The 19277-nt window shown below is 74.0% G+C and carries 17 protein-coding genes; 14 read left to right on the forward strand and 3 right to left on the reverse strand.

The features are described from left to right. Positions 1 to 3 precede the first annotated feature (3 nt). From ACZ4YY_RS24685 to ACZ4YY_RS24695, 3 genes are read left to right on the forward strand one after another with little or no spacing between them, the layout of a single operon-like run. On the forward strand, positions 4 to 1368 hold the full coding sequence (locus tag ACZ4YY_RS24685) for an aldehyde dehydrogenase family protein (RefSeq protein ID WP_468294068.1): 1365 nt from the start codon (positions 4 to 6) through the stop codon (positions 1366 to 1368). Positions 1369 to 1375: 7 nt separating this feature from the next. After that, complete coding sequence (locus ACZ4YY_RS24690) at positions 1376 to 2158, forward strand: 3-oxoacyl-ACP reductase (RefSeq protein ID WP_468294071.1); 783 nt, start codon at positions 1376 to 1378, stop codon at positions 2156 to 2158. Between the two features lie 28 nt (positions 2159 to 2186). Continuing rightward, positions 2187 to 3107, forward strand: coding sequence for a DUF2510 domain-containing protein (locus ACZ4YY_RS24695; RefSeq protein ID WP_468294327.1), 921 nt, complete (start codon positions 2187 to 2189; stop codon positions 3105 to 3107). A 402-nt stretch (positions 3108 to 3509) separates the two neighbouring features. Here the strand turns inward: ACZ4YY_RS24695 and ACZ4YY_RS24700 are convergent, their stop codons facing one another. Further along, positions 3510 to 4712: an amino acid deaminase/aldolase gene (locus tag ACZ4YY_RS24700; protein ID WP_468294074.1), complete on the reverse strand. Its 1203-nt coding sequence runs from the start codon at positions 4710 to 4712 to the stop codon at positions 3510 to 3512. A gap of 763 nt (positions 4713 to 5475) precedes the next feature. Between ACZ4YY_RS24700 and ACZ4YY_RS24705 the strand changes: the two genes are divergently transcribed. Next, on the forward strand, positions 5476 to 6573 hold the full coding sequence (locus ACZ4YY_RS24705; RefSeq protein ID WP_468294077.1) for a hypothetical protein: 1098 nt from the start codon (positions 5476 to 5478) through the stop codon (positions 6571 to 6573). Then, entirely contained in the window at positions 6570 to 7772 is a 1203-nt protein-coding gene (gene mycP / locus ACZ4YY_RS24710; protein ID WP_468294080.1) for a type VII secretion-associated serine protease mycosin, read from the forward strand. Before ACZ4YY_RS24705 ends, mycP begins: the two co-directional genes overlap by 4 nt. Before the next feature lie 36 nt (positions 7773 to 7808). Here the strand turns inward: mycP and ACZ4YY_RS24715 are convergent, their stop codons facing one another. Continuing rightward, entirely contained in the window at positions 7809 to 8744 is a 936-nt protein-coding gene (locus ACZ4YY_RS24715; protein ID WP_468294083.1) for a serine hydrolase, read from the reverse strand. Positions 8745 to 8894: 150 nt separating this feature from the next. On the opposite strand from ACZ4YY_RS24715, the gene ACZ4YY_RS24720 reads away from it, so the two are divergent. Beyond that, positions 8895 to 9623, forward strand: a complete 729-nt coding sequence (locus tag ACZ4YY_RS24720; RefSeq protein WP_468294085.1) for an SseB family protein — start codon at positions 8895 to 8897, stop codon at positions 9621 to 9623. Between the two features lie 10 nt (positions 9624 to 9633). Here ACZ4YY_RS24720 and ACZ4YY_RS24725 read toward each other — a convergent pair whose 3' ends face one another. Continuing rightward, positions 9634 to 10011, reverse strand: a complete 378-nt coding sequence (locus ACZ4YY_RS24725) for a DUF1844 domain-containing protein (protein WP_468294088.1) — start codon at positions 10009 to 10011, stop codon at positions 9634 to 9636. 393 nt (positions 10012 to 10404) lie between these two features. On the opposite strand from ACZ4YY_RS24725, the gene infC reads away from it, so the two are divergent. From infC to ACZ4YY_RS24765, 8 genes are all read left to right on the forward strand, one after another. Continuing rightward, entirely contained in the window at positions 10405 to 11082 is a 678-nt protein-coding gene (gene infC, locus ACZ4YY_RS24730) for a translation initiation factor IF-3 (RefSeq protein WP_468294330.1), read from the forward strand. Between the two features lie 109 nt (positions 11083 to 11191). Beyond that, positions 11192 to 11386: a 50S ribosomal protein L35 gene (rpmI, locus tag ACZ4YY_RS24735; protein ID WP_468294091.1), complete on the forward strand. Its 195-nt coding sequence runs from the start codon at positions 11192 to 11194 to the stop codon at positions 11384 to 11386. Positions 11387 to 11483: 97 nt separating this feature from the next. Next, positions 11484 to 11867, forward strand: coding sequence for a 50S ribosomal protein L20 (rplT, locus tag ACZ4YY_RS24740; protein WP_030381833.1), 384 nt, complete (start codon positions 11484 to 11486; stop codon positions 11865 to 11867). A 121-nt stretch (positions 11868 to 11988) separates the two neighbouring features. Then, positions 11989 to 12837, forward strand: coding sequence for a TrmH family RNA methyltransferase (locus ACZ4YY_RS24745; RefSeq protein WP_468294094.1), 849 nt, complete (start codon positions 11989 to 11991; stop codon positions 12835 to 12837). A gap of 47 nt (positions 12838 to 12884) precedes the next feature. Continuing rightward, positions 12885 to 14024: a sensor histidine kinase gene (locus ACZ4YY_RS24750; RefSeq protein WP_468294097.1), complete on the forward strand. Its 1140-nt coding sequence runs from the start codon at positions 12885 to 12887 to the stop codon at positions 14022 to 14024. A 148-nt stretch (positions 14025 to 14172) separates the two neighbouring features. After that, positions 14173 to 15294: a phenylalanine--tRNA ligase subunit alpha gene (pheS, locus tag ACZ4YY_RS24755; protein ID WP_468294100.1), complete on the forward strand. Its 1122-nt coding sequence runs from the start codon at positions 14173 to 14175 to the stop codon at positions 15292 to 15294. Further along, a complete protein-coding gene (pheT, locus tag ACZ4YY_RS24760) occupies positions 15294 to 17807 on the forward strand; it encodes a phenylalanine--tRNA ligase subunit beta (RefSeq protein ID WP_468294103.1) in 2514 nt (837 codons plus the stop codon). Before pheS ends, pheT begins: the two co-directional genes overlap by 1 nt. 245 nt (positions 17808 to 18052) lie before the next feature. Next, the gene (locus ACZ4YY_RS24765; RefSeq protein ID WP_468294106.1) at positions 18053 to 19117 is read left to right on the forward strand and encodes a PP2C family protein-serine/threonine phosphatase; all 1065 of its coding nucleotides are present in this window, start codon (positions 18053 to 18055) and stop codon (positions 19115 to 19117) included. The last annotated feature ends 160 nt before the right edge of the window (positions 19118 to 19277 follow it).

Consider the following 19277-nt stretch of genomic DNA (forward strand, 5'->3'; position numbering starts at 1 on the left):
CCCGTGTCCGACCCGCACGAGCTGGAGATCCTCAACCCGGCCACCGAGGAGGTCGTCGCCACCGTCCCCGCCGCCGGTGTCGCCGAGGCCGACCGCGCCGTCACCCGCGCGACCGCCGCCCAGCGGACCTGGGCGGCCGCGGCCCCCGCCGACCGGGCCCGGCTGCTGCGCCGCTTCGCCGACGTCGTCGACGCGCACGTCGAGGAACTGGCCCTGCTGGAGGTCCGCGAGGCCGGCCACCTCCTCGGCAACGCCCGCTGGGAGGCCGCGAACGCCCGCGACCTGCTGCTCTACGCGGCCGGCGGAGTCGAGCGCCTCACCGGCCGTCAGATCCCCGTCCCCGGCGGCTGGGACGTCACCTTCCACGAGCCCCTCGGCGTCGTCGGCGTGATCGCCCCCTGGAACTTCCCGATGCCCATCGCCGCCTGGGGCTCCTTCCCCGCGCTCGCCGCCGGCAACGCCGTCGTCCTCAAGCCCGCCGAGACCACCCCGCTCACCGCCCTGCGGCTGGCCGAACTGGGCCTGGAGGCGGGCCTGCCCGAATACCTCTTCCAGGTGCTGCCCGGCCACGGCCACATCGCCGGCCGAGCCCTGGTCGACCACCCGGACGTGGCGAAGATCGTGTTCACCGGGTCCACCCGCACCGGCCGCGAGGTCATGGAGCGCTGCGCCCGGCAGGTCAAGCCCGTCACCCTGGAACTGGGCGGCAAGAGCCCCAACGTCGTCTTCGCCGACGCCGATCTCGAGGCCGCCGTCGACCCCTCCTCCTTCCTGGACAACTCCGGTCAGGACTGCTGCGCCCGCACCCGCCTCCTCGTCCAGGAGTCCGTCCTCGACGAGGTGTGCGCGCTGCTCGCCGACGCGCTCTCCGCCGTCGTCGTCGGCGACCCGTCCGACGACAGGACCCGGATGGGCCCGCTGATCTCCCGTCGACAGCTCGAGCGGGTGCGGTCGTTCGTGCCGGACGGCGCCCCCGCGCTGCGCGGCAGCGCCCCCGACGGTCCCGGCTTCTGGTTCCCGCCGACTGTCCTCACCGGCGAGCGGCCCGACTCCGCCGCCGCCCGCGAGGAGATCTTCGGACCCGTCGCCGTCCTGCTGCCGTTCACCGACGAACAGGACGCGATCCGCCTCGCCAACGACACCCCGTACGGCCTGTCCGGTTCCATCTGGACCCGGGACGTGGGCCGCGCCCTGCGCGTCTCGCAGGCCGTGCGCGCCGGAAACCTGTCCGTCAACTCGCACTCCAGCGTCCGCTACTGGACCCCGTTCGGCGGCTTCAAGCAGTCCGGCGTCGGCCGGGAGCTGGGCCCGGACGCCCTGACCGCCTTCACCGAAACCAAGAACGTCTTCATCAGCACGGAGGCCTGAGCCGCTCATGACCGAGGACACCATCTGCCGCCGCCTCGTCGGCCGCACCGCCGTCATCACCGGGGCCGGAAGCGGCATCGGCCTCGCCGCCGCCCGCCGGCTCGCCTCCGAGGGCGCGCACGTCGTCTGCGGCGACGTGGACGAGACCCGCGGCAAGGCGGCCGCCGAGGAGGTCGGCGGCACCTTCGTGAAGGTCGACGTCACCGACCCCGACCAGGTCGAGACCCTCTTCAGAACGGCGTACGAGACCTACGGCAGCGTCGACGTCGCCTTCAACAACGCCGGCATCTCCCCGCCCGACGACGACTCCATCCTCGAGACCGGCCTGGAGGCCTGGAAGCGCGTCCAGGAAGTCAACCTCACCTCCGTCTACCTGTGCTGCAAGGCCGCCCTCCCCTACATGCGGCGCCAGGGCAAGGGGTCCATCATCAACACCGCGTCCTTCGTGGCGCGGATGGGCGCGGCGACCTCGCAGATCTCGTACACCGCCTCCAAGGGCGGCGTGCTCGCCATGTCCCGGGAGCTCGGCGTGCAGTTCGCGCGGGAGGGCATCCGCGTCAACGCCCTGTGCCCCGGACCGGTCAACACCCCGTTGCTCAGGGAGCTGTTCGCCAAGGACCCCGAGCGGGCGGCCCGCCGGCTGGTCCACATCCCGGTGGGCCGGTTCGCCGAGGCCGAGGAGATCGCCGCCGCCGTCGCCTTCCTCGCCAGCGACGACTCCTCCTTCGTCAACGCCACCGACTTCCTGGTCGACGGAGGAATCTCCGGGGCCTACGTCACGCCCCTGTAGGGGGGCGTCCTACAGTGCCGGGATGAGCATGACGCCCCCGCCCGGCTGGTACCGCGACCCGTCGGCCCCGCACCGGGAACGCTGGTGGGACGGCACGGCCTGGACCGAACACCGGCGCATCCCCGAGGGGTTCGGCCCCGCGGTCGCGCCGGTCCCGGTGCCCGCGCCGGCCACCGGCGGGGGCGGCGGGCGGGGCCGGACCGTCGCGCTGGTCGTGACCGGGGCCGTCCTGGTCGCGGCCGTCGTGACGGGGGCCGTCCTGCTGCGCGAGGACGACCGGGAGGCGGCGCCGCCGGTGACGACCGCGAGCGCCACCGCCGCGCCGGCACCCGACTCGCCGTCCCCGTCCCCCTCGCCCTCGCCGTCCTCCTCCGAGGATCCTTCCGTCATCGTGGACGAGCTGAACGGCATCACCCTGCCCCTGCCGAACGGCTGGGTCCGGCCCGAGTACGTCGCCCTCGACGACGTCGTCATGACCACCGACGGCACCTACGACTGCCCGGTCGACCCCGGAATCTGCCGACACGGGCTGGTGCTCACCCGCACGATCACCGACACCGCCGAGACCTCGCCCAGGGTCCTGGCCGAGGCCGACATCGCCGACGCGGCCGACGAGGCCTACGACCGCGACACCATCGGCCGGAGCCCCTTCGGCGGCATCACCGCGCACCGGGTGGTCGCCTCGGGGCAGGTCGCGGTCGCGGGCCGCGCCGGGTACTACGTCCGCTGGCGGGTGACGACCAAGGAGGGACCCGGCGGATACGTCCAGTCCCTGGTCTTCCCCTCGACCGTCGGCGTCGAGGCCCCGGTCCTCGTCCGGTTCGTCTTCGACGCCGGCGCGGACGGACCGCCCCTCGCCGACATGGACCGCATCACCAAGGGCATCCGCCCGATCGGCGACGCGGACACCGGCGGCGGCGTGGGAAGCGGCATCGGCCCGACGCGATGAGAACCCGGCGGCGAGGGCGGGGGACGCGGTGACCGCAGGTGCGCGGCGCCGTGACCGGGCGTCGTGACCGAGGTCGGGACCGGGCGCGGACACCGTGGGAGCGGTTCGTCGTGACCGAGTGCCGGGTGTGGAGACCGTTCAGGAGCGGGCCGCCCGCCGTGACCGCAGGTGCCGGGCGCCGTGGCCGGAGGAGCGGTTCGTCGTGACCGGAAGGTCCGGCGCGGAGGCCGGGAGGGGTTGTCCGCCGTGACCGGGCGTGGGCGGGCGAGGAGGCCGGGAGGACCGGTCTCAGGGGTTCTCGCACGGTGCCCGCCTGGGCCGCGCGGCCCGGTACCGCACCTCACCGCGTTGCCCGGCACCAGACCGCGCGGCCCGATCAGGCGCTCACAGTGCGAGGACCTCTCAGAGGAACGTGTGGCCCTCGCCGCGGTACGTCGGCACCGTCGCCGTCACCGCGTCGCCCTCGATCAGGTGCAGCGCCTCGAACCGCTCGCACAGCTCACCGGCCTTCGCGTGCCGGAACCACACCTTGTCGCCGACCAGCAGGTCGTCGGCGGGGGAGCCGAGCAGCGGGGTCTGCACCTCACCGGGGCCCTCCTGGGGGTCGTAGCGCAGCCCCTCCGGCAGGTACGGCACCGGCAGCCGGTCGGGTCCGGCGGCACCGGAGGCGGGGTAGCCGCCGCCGAGGACGGTGACGACGCCCACTCCCGGTCTGCGCACCACGGGCTGCGCGAACAGGGCGGCCGGACGGCCGGTGAACGACGTGTAGTTGTCGAACAGACGCGGCAGGTACAGCCCCGAGCCCGCCGCGATCTCCGTGACGGCGTCCTCGGCGGCGGTGTGCTGCACACTGCCCGTCCCGCCGCCGTTGACGAACTCCAGGTCCGGCGCCACGGCCCGCACCGCGCGCACCACGGCGGCACGCCGCTCGAGGAGTTCCCGGCGGGCGACGGACTGCATCAGCCGGACCGCCCGCGAGCGCAGCGGCCGCCCGGCGACCGCGTCGCCGACGCCCGCGATGTGCCCCTCGTACGCCATGATCCCCACCAGCCGGAACCCCGGCCGCCGGGCCACCGCTCGCGCCACGTCGGCGACCTGCGCGGGGGAGTGCAGCGGCGAGCGCAGGGCCCCCACCCGCACCCGCCCGCCGAGCAGCTTCAGCGAGGTGTCCAACTCCAGGCAGACGCGCACGACTTCCCGCCCGCCGGCGCGTGCGGCGTCGATCAGGTCGAGCTGGGCGACGTCGTCGATCATCACCGTGACGGCGGCGGCCGGCTTGGGGTCGCCGGCGAGCTCGGCGAAGCCGGCGCGGTCCGCCGAGGGGTAGGCGAGCAGGATGTCGTCGAAACCGGACCGGGCCAGCCACAGGGACTCGGCGAGGGTGAAGGACATGATGCCCGCGAAGCCGTCCTTGGCCAGGACGCGCTCCAGCAGCGCCCGGCAGCGCACGGACTTGCTGGCGACCCGGACCGGTTTCCCGCCCGCCCGGCGGACCAGGTCGTCCGCGTTGGCGTCGAAGGCGTCGAGGTCCACGATCGCGAGGGGGGCGTCGTAGGGGGCGGTGGCCCGGTCGTAACGGGCCCGGTCGGCGGCGCGCGCAGTCATGAACGCAGCCTGCCAGACCGGATTACCGCAGGGTAGGGGGACGTTCCGGGCAGATGCCCCCGGCGCCGCGGACCGGTTCCCGTTCGCGCGCGAACAAGCCGTAGAGTGACGCGCACGCACGGAGGACCCGCTCCGGCCGGGCCTCTGCGCCGGGATGACGGTCCGCCCGTGCGGGTATGCGTGCCCGGAGCGGACCCGAACGTCCGCGTCGGGTCGCCCGAGGACGAGCAACGAGGCGCCCGAGCGGGAGAACGACGGCCCGGGCACGAGAAACGGGGGGTGCATGAGCACGGAAGCACGCCGCGCCGCGGTTCCCCCGCGCCCGACCGTGCCCCCGCGCCCCGCCGCCCCGCCCCGCCCGCCCGGACCGCCGGCGCCACCCCAGGACCACGCAACGCCACCCCCCGCCGCGACCACGGACGGGCACGCGCCGCAGCGCACCCCGTCCTCCCCCCAGCACACGGACCCCATGAATCCGCCCCCGCCCCCGGCCTCGGCCCGCTTCCCGGACAACCCGCCCGACCGGGACACGGCCCGCGCCGAGGGTCCGCCCACCGCGGAGAGCCCGCGGCCCCCGCGCCCCGCGCGGCCTCCGCGCCCCTGGCGTCTCCCGAGGCCGGCGGAGCCCGCGGGGCCGGCCGGCATACGTTCCGCCGCCTCCGACACCGACCGGCCGCCCGCCTCGGAAGCCGCCTGGAGCCCGCTGCCACGCGCCTGGGCCTCGCCGCCGGTCGCACCGCACCGGGAAGGGCTGTCCGGTGCGGTGCCCGGCCGCCGCACCGGGGCACCGGCGTCCCCGGACCCCGACGAGGATTCCGGCCCGGCCTGGACGCCCACCACCTCCGTCCGCCACCCCCGCTTCGACGTCCCCCCGGCCCGCGCCGCCGCCGCCGCGCGCCGCCCGGACCTCGACGTCCCCTCCGCCCCCGGCGGCCGGGACGCCCCGCCCGTCCCGGCGTCGCCCGCGGGCGTCCCGCCCCGGCCGCGCGCGGACGTCCGCGCCCCCGACCCCACGCTGTCCTGGAGCGCGCCCCCGGCGTCCGGCGGCGCGAGCGGGGCCGCACGGCCCGTCGTGACGTTCGCGGAGCCCGAGGGCTTCGGCGACCGGGCGCGACGGGGACGGCTCGTCACGGCGGCCGCCTGCGTCGTGCTCGGCCTGGGCCTCATCGGCGGCGCCGTCACCGGGAGCTGGCTCGTCGGCGACTCCGCCGAGAGCGGCGAGGCGGCCGCGTACGCCCTGGCCGGCGGGCTGTGGCACAACGTGCCCGTGGACCAGTTGTTCCCGCCCACCGTGGCCGGACAGGGCGCCGGTCCCGGCGGAGCCGACCGGACCTGGACGCGGATCGCCGTCGCCCCGGACGCCGGCTGCGCAGACGCCTTCGACCCGCTGCTGCTCCAGGCCCTCGCCCCGGTCGGCTGCGAGCGCCTGCTGCGCGCGACCTACACCGACGCCACCCAGAGCTACGTCACCACCGTCGGCCTGCTGTTCACGAAGGCCGACGCGGCCGGCATGCGCGCGCTCGACGCCCGGTTCGACCGAGAGGGCCTGACCCGCCGGACCGACCTGGTGCCCCGCCCGTACACCGCGCCGGACACCGTCGCCGACGCCTTCGGCGACCGCCAGCGCGCCTCGTGGACGATCTCCGTCCTCACCGACGCGCCGGTCGTCGTCTACGCGGTCTCCGGCTGGGCCGACGGCCGTGTCGTCACCGCTCCGCAGCCGGCCGCCGAGGCGACCGCGTCCGGCGCCTCCACGGCCCCCGCCCAGGCGGGCCTGGGCAACGAGGCGAAGGGCCTCGCCGACCGCATCGAGCGCAGCCTGCGCAGGACCGCCGCCTCGCCCTCGGAGCAGCCTTCATGAGCCGCCGTACGACCGGGCGCCGTACGACCGCCCGCGGGGCCCTGATGTGCTGTCTGCTCGCCGGCGCCGTGGCCCTGCTGCCCGCGGCCCCGGCGTACGCGGACGGCATCCGCGCCAAGCAGTGGGCCCTGGAGGCCCTGCACACCGAGAAGGTCTGGCAGACCACCAAGGGTGCCGGCACGACCGTCGCCGTCCTCGACACCGGCGTGGAGGCCGACCACCCGGACCTCGCAGGCAACGTCCTGCCCGGCAAGGACATGGTCGGCTTCGGAGCCCGGCCCGGCGACCGCGCCTGGGCCCGCCACGGCACCGCGATGGCGGGCATCATCGCCGGCCACGGACACGGCTACGCCAACGGCGACGGCGTCCTCGGCATCGCCCCCGAGGCGAAGATCCTCCCCGTCCGCGTCATCCTCGAGGACGGCGACCCCCAGCGCACCAAGGCCCGCAACATCCGCGGCAACGCCCTCGCCGAGGGCATCCGCTGGGCCGCCGACCAGGGCGCCGACGTCATCAACCTCTCCCTCGGCGACGACTCCGCCTCCGCCCACCCCGAACCCGCCGAGGACGAGGCCGTCCAGTACGCGCTGCAGAAGGGCGCCGTCGTCGTCGCCTCGGCCGGCAACGGCGGTGAGAAGGGCGACCACATCTCCTACCCGGCCGCCTATCCGGGCGTCATCGCCGTGACCGCCGTCGACCGCTACGGCACCCGCGCCTCCTTCTCCACCCGCCGCTGGTACGCCACGGTCAGCGCGCCCGGCGTGGACGTCGTCATCGCCGACCCCGACCACAAGTACTACGAGGGCTGGGGCACCTCGGCCGCCGCCGCGTTCGTCTCCGGCGCCGTCGCCCTCGTCAAGGCCGCCCACCCCGGCCTGACCCCGGCGCAGATCAAACAGCTCCTGGAGGACACCGCCCGCAACGCCCCCGCCGGCGGACGCGACGACTCCCGCGGATTCGGCTTCATCGACCCGGCCGCCGCGATCGAGGCCGCCGCCGCAATGAAGCCCGCGGGCCTGCGGTCGGCCGCCTACGGCGAGCGGTACTTCGGCCCCGGGCCCGACGAGCCGAGCCCCGACGACGACGCGTCGAGCTGGGCCGGTCCGCTCGCCGGAGGGGCCGGGGGAGTGCTGCTGGTGGCCGCGGTCGTCGTCTGGCACGGCCGTCGCCGCGAGCAGGAGCCCTACGACATCCCGTAGGGCCCGCTCCCGAAGGGGCTCCCGCCGGCCCCGCCCTCAGGAAGCCGTGACTGCCGACACGGCCGCCTTCGCCGCCGCCTCGACGAGCGCGATGCCCTCCGCCCGCGTCGCGTTGCCGTCCGACACCACGGCCACCAGCCGGTCACGCCCGCCGGCGGTCACCCGGCCGATGCTGTTGACGACCCACAACCCGGTCGTGCTGCGCGGCAGCCACCCGTTCTTCAGCGCCCACGCCGCACCGTCGGCGGCGGCCGACACCCCCCAGCCCTGGCCGACGGCTATCTCCCCCATGAGTGCCTGGACGTACGTCCGCGAGGCCTCGCTCAGTTCGGACTCCTCCCCGAACACCTGCCGCAGCAGGGTCAGTTGGTCGGCGGCCGTGGTCTGCGTCAGCCCCCACAGGGCACCCTCGCCACCCTCGGTGTCCGACAGTCCGAACCGCTCGTTCGCCGCGTCCAGCCCGGCGGCCCCGCCGATGCCGTTCCACAGCGCCGTCGCCGCGTCGTTGTCGCTGCGGCCGATCATCACGGTGGCGTACTCCCTCTCGCGCGCGCTCAGGTGCCGCCCCTCGTCCTGCGCCCGCAGCAGCAGCGCCGCGAGGATGTCCACCTTGACGATGCTCGCCGTGTCGAAGACGCCCGAGCCGTACCCGGCGCTCTCCCCGGAGGCGACGTCCAGCACGGCCGCGGAGACCCGCGCGCCGGCCGGCACCGTCACCGCCGTCATCGCCTCGGCCAGCAGCGCGTCCCGGTCCACCACGGGCTCCGTCTCCACCACCGGGTCCACCCACGCCTCCCCGCTCGACGACACCGACGGTAGGGCATCGACGTCCGACGGGGCCCGGGTCCTCGGCCACACCGTCCCGGCCGCGACGGCGCCGAGGACGGCGACGAGGACGAGCGCGCAGGAGACGCGCGGACGGCGCCGGGACGGACGGGCGCGGCGGCCGCGTCGTGCTCGGGAGAGCTCCATGCCCGCGATGATCGGGGCGGCGACCGAGCGTGCCGTGTGCCGGACGTAACAGGTCTGTCAGCAGACACCGAAAAACCCGTGAAAGCGGTCACCGCCGTGTTTCCGGCCCCGCACAACCGCAGCAGCATTGCCCCGATAGGGTCGGTGACCGTGGCGAACAAGAACATTCCCGACCCCGGCTTCTCCGACGACGACGGCTCCGCCGACCCCCGGCTGAGCGCCGCGCTCGCCGCCTGGGCCGAGGACCGCACCGCCGTGGGACCCGTCCTGGAGGCACTCGGGGGCGCCCGCCTGCTGGTCCCGGTCGTGGCCGTGCTCGGGGAGGTCGAGGTGGACGAGAACGGACTGCGCCGCGAGAAGACCAGCGACATGGCCGTCCCCACCCTCAAGGCGGGGGACCGCACGGCCCTGCCCGCCTTCACCTCCACCGAGTCGCTCGCCCGCTGGGACCCCGCCGCCCGCCCCGTCGCCGTCCCCCTGCACCAGGCCCTTCGGGCGGCCGCCCACGAGAAGGCCGACACGGTCGTCCTCGACCTGGCCGGACCGGTCCCCTTCGAACTCACGGGCCCGGCCCTGCTCGCGCTCGCCGAGGGCCGTACCACGACCGACCCGCTCACCGACCCGGCCGTCGTCGGGGCGGTACGGGGCGTGGTGGCGGCCGAACCCGCCGTCCTGCGCGCCCACCTCGGGCCCGGCCGGGCCGACGGCACCCTCGCCCTGGTCGTGGACCCGGCCGCCGACCCCGCCGCGACGGCGCGGGCCGTGGCCGAGCGGCTCGCCGCCGACACGACACTGAGGGCCCGCCTGGTCCGCGGTCTCGACCTGGCACTCCTGCCGGCCGGGACGACGCCCCCGGGCGAACCCCTGTACGTGAGGTGAGGAGCCCGGGTCAGCCGTAGACCGGGCCGGTGTACTTCTCGCCCGGGCCCTGGCCCGGCTCGTCCGGGACGATCGAGGCCTCGCGGAAGGCAAGCTGGAGGGACTTCAGGCCGTCGCGCAGCGGGGCCGCGTGGAAGGAACTGATCTCGGTCGCGCTCGCGTCCAGCAGACCGGCCAGCGCGGTCACCAGCTTGCGCGCCTCGTCCAGGTCCTTGTACGCGTCGCCCTCCTCGGTCAGACCGAGCTTCACGGCGGCGGCGCTCATCAGGTTGACGGCGACCGTCACGATCACCTCGACCGCCGGGACCTCGGCGATGTCGCGGGTCATCTCGTCGAAGTCGGCGGCGCCGGTGGGCTCGGGGCTGTCCGCGGGGGAGGTCTCACTCATGCAGGACACCATAGATCCCGGTGCGCGCCCTCTTGACAGCAGGAGGCGGGAGACACCGGATTAGCGCACGCGTCCCTGAGCTGCTAGCCTTGTGTCACGACCGGCTGGACATGACTGTGTCCGGCCCACAAGTGGAGGCTCCGAACTCCCACCCGACCGACCTCCGGGCCGGCGGGTCACCCCGGTCAGGCGACCACCATCGTTCCGTACGGACGATGGAGTCGCCCGGTAGTGCGCCCCGCGATCCTCGCGACGGTGCTCCGGTAGTGCTTGGAGCCCCGCCTGTGTCGTTCGGGGCATTTTTTGTGCTTCGGCGTGGTTACCAGCTCTATCGAACACAGACGTTACGCGGCCGTCCGCCAGACCGCCGCGTGGTGCTACCGAGGAGGATCCATCAGCGCCGAGCCCCGCATCAACGACCGGATTCGCGTTCCCGAGGTGCGACTTGTCGGTCCCAGTGGCGAGCAGGTCGGCATCGTGCCGCTCGCGAAGGCACTGGAGCTTGCCCAGGAGTACGACCTGGACCTGGTCGAGGTCGCGGCGAACGCCCGCCCGCCGGTCTGCAAGCTCATGGACTACGGGAAGTTCAAGTACGAGTCGGCCATGAAGGCCCGTGAGGCGCGCAAGAACCAGGCGCACACGGTCATCAAGGAGATGAAACTCCGGCCGAAGATCGACCCGCACGACTACGACACCAAGAAGGGTCACGTCGTCCGGTTCCTCAAGCAGGGCGACAAGGTCAAGATCACGATCATGTTCCGCGGTCGTGAGCAGTCCCGTCCCGAACTGGGCTACCGACTGCTGCAGCGTCTCGCGGAGGACGTCCAGGACCTCGGGTTCGTCGAGTCGAACCCGAAGCAGGACGGCCGAAACATGATCATGGTTCTCGGTCCGCACAAGAAGAAGACCGAGGCGATGGCCGAGGCCCGTCAGGCGCAGGAGGCCCGCAAGGCCGAAGCGAAGGCCAACCCGGGCCGTTCGCAGAACGCCGCGGACGCGGACGCCGTGAACGCCGAGGCTCCGCTCGAGGCTTCCGACGAGGCCCCTGCCGAGGCTTCCGCCGAGGCGTGACCCCCGGGACGCGAGTCCCAGGACGTAACCGAAACAAGCGACGCTCCACCCGTGCCCGGTTTTCGCGACCGGGCACCGGAGCGCCACCCGACGAGGAGAGAACGGCGCTATGCCGAAGAACAAGTCGCACAGCGGTGCCAGCAAGCGCTTCAAGGTCACCGGCACCGGCAAGGTGCTCCGTGAGCGCGCCGGCAAGCGCCACCTGCTCGAGCACAAGTCGTCCCGTCTGACGCGTCGCCTGACCGGCAACGCCGAGATGGCCCCGGGCGACGCCAAGAAGATCAAGAAGCTTCTCGGCAAGTGAGGTCGGGCGCGAAGCCTCGCGCCCGACCTCCGACCGGGACCCAATCGTTTCCGGGTCGTGTGAGCACCCCCACGACCCCGCTACAAGGAGTTAACAAGTGGCACGCGTCAAGCGGGCAGTCAACGCCCACAAGAAGCGCCGGGCGATCCTCGAGCAGGCCTCCGGCTACCGCGGTCAGCGTTCGCGCCTGTACCGCAAGGCCAAGGAGCAGGTCACCCACTCGCTGGTCTACAACTACAACGACCGCAAGAAGCGCAAGGGCGACTTCCGTCAGCTGTGGATCCAGCGCATCAACGCCGCTGCCCGCGCCAACGGCATGACGTACAACCGCTTCATCCAGGGTCTGAAGGCCGCGAACGTCGAGGTCGACCGCAAGATCCTGGCCGAGCTGGCCGTCAACGACGCGAACGCCTTCGCCGCGCTCGTCGAGGTCGCGCAGAAGGCGCTGCCGAGCGACGTGAACGCGCCCAAGGCCGCGTGACACCGCGTCGGCTCCACGCCGACGTCATCGAACGGACCCGCAGGTGACAACCTGCGGGTCCGCTCTGTCACGGCGACGGCGCTGAGCGCAGTCGCCCCCACCGAGCTCACCGAGGACCCCCATGCCCCCCGCCACCGGCGACCTCATCTCCCCCCGCTCCCCCCGCGTCCTGGCCGCCCGGCGGCTCGCGAAGCGGAACTTCCGGGGGAAGGAGCGGCTGTTCCTCGCGGAGGGGCCGCAGGCCGTGCGGGAGGCCACCGGGCACCGGGACACGCTCGTGGAGCTGTTCGCCACCGTCGAGGCCGCCGGGCGGTACGACGACATCCTGGCCGGGGCCCGGCACGCCGGCGCCCGGGTCCACCTCGCCGACGAGCAGGTCATCGAGGACATCTCCACCACCGTCACCCCGCAGGGACTCGTCGGGGTCTGCCGGTTCCTCGACACGCCCTTCGAGGACGTCCTCGCCGCCCGCCCGAAGCTCGTCGCCGTCCTGGCGCACGTCCGCGACCCCGGTAACGCCGGCACGGTCCTGCGGTGCGCGGACGCCGCCGGTGCCGAGGCCGTCGTCCTCACCGACGCCTCCGTCGACCTGTACAACCCCAAGGCCGTCCGTGCCTCCGTCGGCTCCCTCTTCCACCTGCCCGTCGCCGTCGGTGTCCCCGTGGAGCGGGCCGTGGAAGGCCTGAGGGCGGCCGGGGTGCGGGTCCTCGCCGCGGACGGGGCGGGCGCGCACGACCTCGACGAGGAGCTCGACCGGGGCACCATGGGCGGGCCCACGGCGTGGGTGTTCGGCAACGAGGCCTGGGGGCTGCCGGAGGAGACCCGGGCCCTCGCCGACGCCGTCGTCCGCGTTCCCCTCCACGGGAAGGCCGAGAGCCTGAACCTCGCCACCGCCGCGGCCGTATGTCTCTATGCGTCGGCCCGTGCACAGCGCGCCTCCGGAGGGTGCCGCTCCGTCACCGACAGCTAGTAGGGTGACCAGCTCGGGGGTCCTCGTCTGGGAGGTGGGGTACGGGGATGGGTGTCGGTACGAGCAGCGCACGGGGAGCCGGTACGACGAGGCGCCCGCCCGCGGCCCGGCCGGCCGGTGACCCCGCCGAACTCGGCATCGACCCCGACGACCTGCCCGACGGACTCGTCGTCGCCGACGAGCACGGACACGTCGTCTGCTTCAACGCCGCCGCCGAGCGCATCACGGCGCTCGCCGCGGCCGACTCCCTCGGGCAACGGCTCGACACGGCCCTGCCGTTGGAGGACCTGGAGGGCCGGCGCTGGTGGCAGCTGACCGACCCCTACGGCGGGCTCGCCATCCGGGTGCGCCAACCCGAGCGGAACCTGCTGCTGCCGGGAGGGCGCGAGGTCCTCGTGTCCGCGCGGTACGTCCGCAGCGAACCCACCGGGCCCGTGCGCCGCGTCGTCGTCTCCCTGCGCGACACCGAGGCCCGCCGCCGCACCGAACGCTCCCACGCCGAGCTGATCGCCACGGTGGCCCACGAACTGCGCTCGCCCCTCACCTCCGTCAAGGGCTTCACCGCCACCCTGCTCGCCAAGTGGTCACGGTTCACCGACGACCAGAAACGGCTGATGCTGGAGACCGTCGACGCCGACGCCGACCGGGTCACCCGGCTCATCGCCGAGCTGCTGGACATCTCGCGGATCGACAGCGGACGCCTCGAGGTGCGCCGGCAGCCCGTCGACATAGGAGCCGCCGTCGGCCGGCACATCCAGGCCTACGTCGCCGCCGGACAGCCCGCCGACCGGTTCCTGCTGCGCATCGAGCAGCCGCTGCCCGCGCTGTGGGCCGACCCCGACAAGGTCGACCAGGTGCTCAGCAACCTCATCGAAAATGCGGTGCGGCACGGCGAGGGAACCGTCACCATCGACATCACGCCCGCCCCGTCCCCGCGTGAGGGAGAGGACGTCGGCACGTCGGTCGTGGTGAGCGACGAGGGCACCGGCATCCCGGAGGAGTCCATGAACCGCGTCTTCACCCGCTTCTGGCGGGGCAGCAAGCGCGGCGGCACGGGCCTCGGGCTGTACATCGTCAAGGGCATCGTCGAGGCCCACGGCGGCACCGTCACGGTCGGCCGCGCCCCCGGAGGCGGTGCCGAGTTCCGATTTACCCTGCCCGTGGGGGCCCCGGCGTATCTCGCCTGAGATCCGCCCGAGCAGCCCGCGGGCGCATGCGCATTCCTCCACCCCGTTAGACTCGGCCTTTGGCACCTTTGTGTCCCAAAAACCGTGACGATCTGTCCACGAGTCGGTGACGGGGACGTCAGCCAGCCAATCGGAAGCACGGGAAGAGATGTCGGCACCCAATAAGTCGTACGACCCTGTCGAGGTCGAGGCGTTGAAACCGGAAGAGATCGAGCGCATGCGGGACGAGGCGCTCGCCGCCTTCGCCGCCGCGGACTCCCTCGACGCGCTCCAGGAGGCCAAGGTCGCCCACACGGGCGGCACCTCCCCGCTGGCCCTGGCCAACCGCGAGATCGGCGCCCTGCCCCCGCACGCCAAGGCCGCCGCCGGGAAGCTGGTCGGCCAGGCCCGTGGCGCGGTGAACAAGGGCCTCGCGGCCCGCCAGGCCGAGCTGGAGGCCGAGCGCGACGCGCGCGTCCTGGTCGAGGAGGCGGTGGACGTCACGCTGCCCTACGACCGCGTGCCGGCCGGCGCCCGCCACCCGCTGACCACCCTGTCCGAGCGGATCGAGGACGTCTTCGTCGCCATGGGCTACGAGGTCGCCGAGGGTCCGCAGGTCGAGGCCGAGTGGTTCAACTTCGACGCCCTCAACATCGGCCCGGACCACCCGGCCCGCGGTGAGGCCGACACCTTCTTCATCGAGGGCCCCGACGGCGGCACCGAGTCCGGCGTCGTACTGCGCACCCACACCTCGCCCGTGCAGATCCGCTCGCTGCTCGACCGTGAGCTGCCGGTCTACGTGATCTGTCCCGGCCGGGTGTACCGCACCGACGAGCTGGACGCCACACACACCCCGGTCTTCCACCAGGTCGAGCTGCTCGCCGTGGACGAGGGCCTGACCATGGCCGACCTCAAGGGCACCCTCGACCACATGGTCCAGTCGCTGTTCGGCGAGGGCATGAAGACCCGGCTGCGGCCGAACTTCTTCCCGTTCACCGAGCCGTCCGCCGAGATGGACATGGTGTGCTACGTCTGCCGCGGCGAGTCCGTCGGCAATCCGGACCGGCCCTGCCGCACCTGCTCCAGCGAGGGCTGGATCGAGCTCGGCGGCTGCGGCATGGTCAACCCCAAGGTGCTCACCGCCTGCGGCGTCGACCCGGAGAAGTACAGCGGCTTCGCCTTCGGGTTCGGCATCGAGCGGATGCTGATGTTCCGCCACAACGTCGAAGACATGCGAGACATGGTCGAGGGTGACGTCCGGTTCACCCGGCCGTTCGGGATGGAGATCTGATGCGGGTCCCGCTTTCCTGGCTGCGGGAGTACGTCGACCTGCCGGCCACCGAGACCGGCCGTGACGTCCAGGCCAAGCTCATCTCGGCCGGCCTCGAGGTCGAGACGGTCGAGCAGCTCGGCCACGACCTCAAGGGCCCCCTCGTCGTCGGCCAGGTGCTGACCATCGAGGAGCTGGAGGGCTTCAAGAAGCCGATCCGCTTCTGCACGGTCGACGTCGGGCAGGCCAACGGCACCGGCGAGCCGCAGGAGATCGTGTGCGGCGCCCGCAACTTCGCCGTCGGCGACAAGGTCGTCGTGGTCCTCCCGGGCGCCACGCTGCCCGGCGGCTTCTCGATCTCCGCGCGCAAGACGTACGGCAGGACGTCCCACGGCATGATCTGCTCCAGCGACGAGCTGGGCATGGGCGACGACGGCACCAAGGGCATCATCGTGCTGCCGCCGGAGACCGAGGTCGGCAAGGACGCGATCGAGCTGCTGGAACTGGTCGACGAGGTCCTGGACATCGCCGTCACCGCCAACCGCGGCGACTGCCTGTCCATCCGCGGCGTCGCCCGCGAGACCGCCATCGCCTACGGCCTGCCGCTGCGCGACCCGGCGCTGCTCGACGTGCCCGGCCCGAACGCCTTCGGCTACCCGGTCCAGGTCTCCGACCCGGTCGGCTGCGACCGCTTCACCGCGCGCACCGTCACCGGTCTGAGCCCCGAGGCGCGCTCCCCGATCTGGATGAAGCGCCGGCTGCAGAAGGTCGGCATGCGTCCGATCTCGCTCGCCGTCGACGTCACGAACTACGTGATGATGGAACTCGGCCAGCCGCTGCACGCCTACGACCGCACGCTGGTCCAGGGCACCGTCGGCGTGCGCCGGGCCGCCGAGGGCGAGAAGCTCGTCACCCTGGACGGGGTGGAGCGCACGCTGCACGCGGAGGACCTCGTCATCACCGACGAGCGCGGCCCGATCGGCCTCGCCGGGGTGATGGGCGGCGCCGACACGGAGATCGCCGACCACGACGACCTCGAGAACGCCACCGGCGACGTGGTGATCGAGGCGGCGCACTTCGACGCCGTCTCCATCGCCCGCACGGCCCGCCGGCACAAGCTGTCCTCCGAGGCCTCCCGCCGCTTCGAGCGCGGCGTCGACCCGCAGGCCGCCGCGGCCGCCGCGCAGCGCACGGTCGACCTGCTCGTGCTGCTCGCGGGCGGCACCGCCGAGGCGGGCGTCACCGAGGTCATCGCGCCGTCCGCGCCGCACACCGTCACCGTCGCGGCGGACCACCCGGACAAGGTCGCCGGCGTCACCTACGGCCGCGAGACCGTCGTCCGCCGGCTCCAGGAGATCGGCTGCGACGTGTACGGGCAGGACGAGCTGATCGTCACCGTGCCGTCCTGGCGGCCCGACCTCGCCGAGGCCAACGACCTCGCGGAGGAGGTCATCCGCCTCGAGGGCTACGAGAACCTGCCCTCCACGCTGCCCAAGCCCCCCTCGGGCCGGGGGCTGACCGCCCGCCAGCGGCTGCACCGCCGCGTCGGACGGGCGCTGGCCGGCGCCGGGTACGTCGAGGCACCGAACTACCCCTTCGTCGGCGAGCAGGTCTTCGACCAGCTGCTGCTGGAGGCCGACGACCCGGCCCGCCGCGTCGTCCGGCTGACCAACCCGCTCAACGACGAGGAGCCCGCGCTGCGCACGTCGCTGCTGCCGGGCCTGCTCGCCGCCCTGCGGCGCAACGACGGGCGGGGCGGCCACGACCTCGCCCTGTTCGAGACCGGGCTGGTCTTCCTCCCGCGGGAGGAGAGGCGGGCCGCCGGTCATCTGCCGGCCGACCGCCGCCCGACCGCCGAGGAGATCGCGTCCCTGGACGCCGCGCTCCCCGAGCAGCCGCGCCACGTCGCCGTCGTCCTCGCGGGCGCCCGGGAGCAGGCCGGCTGGTGGGGCAAGGGCCGCCCGGCCGACTGGGCCGACGCCGTCGAGGCGGCGCGCGCGGTCGCGCGGGAGGCCGGCGCCGAGCTGATCGTGCGCCGTGGCCAGTACGGGCCGTGGCACCCCGGTCGCTGCGCCGAGCTGGCGGTCGTCGCCGACGGCGCCGAGCGCGTCGTGGGTCACGCGGGTGAACTCCACCCGCGCGTGGTGAAGGCCCTCGGCCTGCCCGCGCGCACCTGCGCCATGGAGCTGAACCTGGACCTCGTGGAGACGGTCGGCGACGACACCCCGCAGGCGCCGGGCATCTCCACGTTCCCCGTCGCCACGCAGGACGTAGCCCTCGTCGTGGACACGTTCGTCCCGCACACCGAGGTCGAGGCCGCGCTGCGCGAGGGCGCCGGCGAGCTGCTGGAGGGCATCCGGCTGTTCGACGTGTACGAGAACGCCGAGCAGCTCGGTGACGGGCGGAAGTCGCTGGCGTACGCGCTGCGCTTCCGCGCCGCGGACCGGACGCTGACGGTCGACGAGGCGTCGGCGGCCCGGGACGCGGCGGTGGCCCTCGCGGGCGAGCGGACCGGAGCGGTGCTCCGCGGCTAGTCGCCGCCGCGCCCGGTCGACCCCGCGGCCGGTCGCCGCGGGGGACCGGGCAGTCGGCCGGGTGCGGCGGCATCGTGGCTGGTCGCACGGGCCCCCGCCCCCCGCGGTCGCTGCGGAGGTCACCTCACTCGTTCGGATGAGATCTCCCTGTGGCCTGGCCCTCCCGGGCAGGACATCGACAGAATCGGACCGGCCTTTCGGGGCCGGTTCGTCTGCGTCCGGGCCTAGACGGGGGGCCATCGACCATGTTCGGCATCAGGCGGCCGCTGCGCCGGGCTCTCTCGCTGGGGCTGCCCACGGCCTGGGGCGCCACGGCGATCACCTACAAGCTGGCCTGTCCCCTCGCCCAGCAGGACGGGTGGGGCGCCCGGATCGTGACCAGCGCCGTCTTCTTCGCCGTCGGCACCGGGCTGATCCTGTACGTCCGGCAGAGACTGCTGCGCGAGCTGAAGCAGGCCCGCAGGATCGCGCGGGCCGCCCAGAGCGTGCTGCTGCGGCCACCGCCGGCGCGCGTCGACGGCCTCGACGTGGCCGCCACCCAGCTCTCCGCGGACCGCGGCGCCACCGTCGGCGGCGACCTGTACGAGGTCATCGCCACCGAGCACGGCGTACGCGTCGTGATGGGCGACGTCCGCGGGCACGGACTGCCGGCCCTCGGCACCGTCGCCGCGCTCCTCGGCAGCTTCCGCGAGGCCGCGCACGACGAACCCGACCTGGACCGTCTGCTGCGCCGACTGGACCGGGCCCTGGCCCGGCACCTGCGCGAGCGGCACCGCGAGGAACACCCCGCGAGCGGCCGTGCCCCCGACACCCCGGTCGCCGAGGAGTTCGTCACCCTCCTGCTGCTGGAGATCGGCCGCGACGGCCAGACGAGCGCCCTCAACTGCGGCCACCCCTGGCCCTACCGGCTGCGGGGCTGCGCGGTCGAACCGCTGGCCCGCGCCGAGCCGATGCCGCCGCTGGGGCCGTTCCCCCTGCCGACGGAGCTGCCGGTCACCGCCTGCGACCCGCTGCTCCCCGGCGACTCGCTGGTCCTCTTCACGGACGGGGCCGAGGACGCGCGCGACGCCCGCGGCCGGTTCTTCTCCCTCACCTCCGCGCTGGAGAAGGCCCTCCACGACCACCCGGTCTCGCCCCAGCAGATCCTGCGCACGGTCCTCGGCGCCCTCCACCACCACACCGCGGGCCGGCCGACCGACGACATCGCGCTGCTGGTCCTGGCGAACGCGCGGGCGCACCCGCGTGCCCCGGGGGCGCAGGATCCGGCGCGACCGGGCACCACGCGCCCGCAGCCGACGAGCCATCTGTAGCGCGGTGGCCGAACCCGCCGAGCGTCCCGCCGGGCCGTCGTTGTAACGAGGGGGAGCCGACGGCCCGGCCGGCCTCTTTCGAGGCGATTCAGTCAACCGTCCGGCGACGCTCCGCGACAGCGCGCACACGGTGCGGATACGTGCACTCGGTTCACACCCC

Source organism: Streptomyces sp. NPDC030143, from assembly GCF_055573695.1.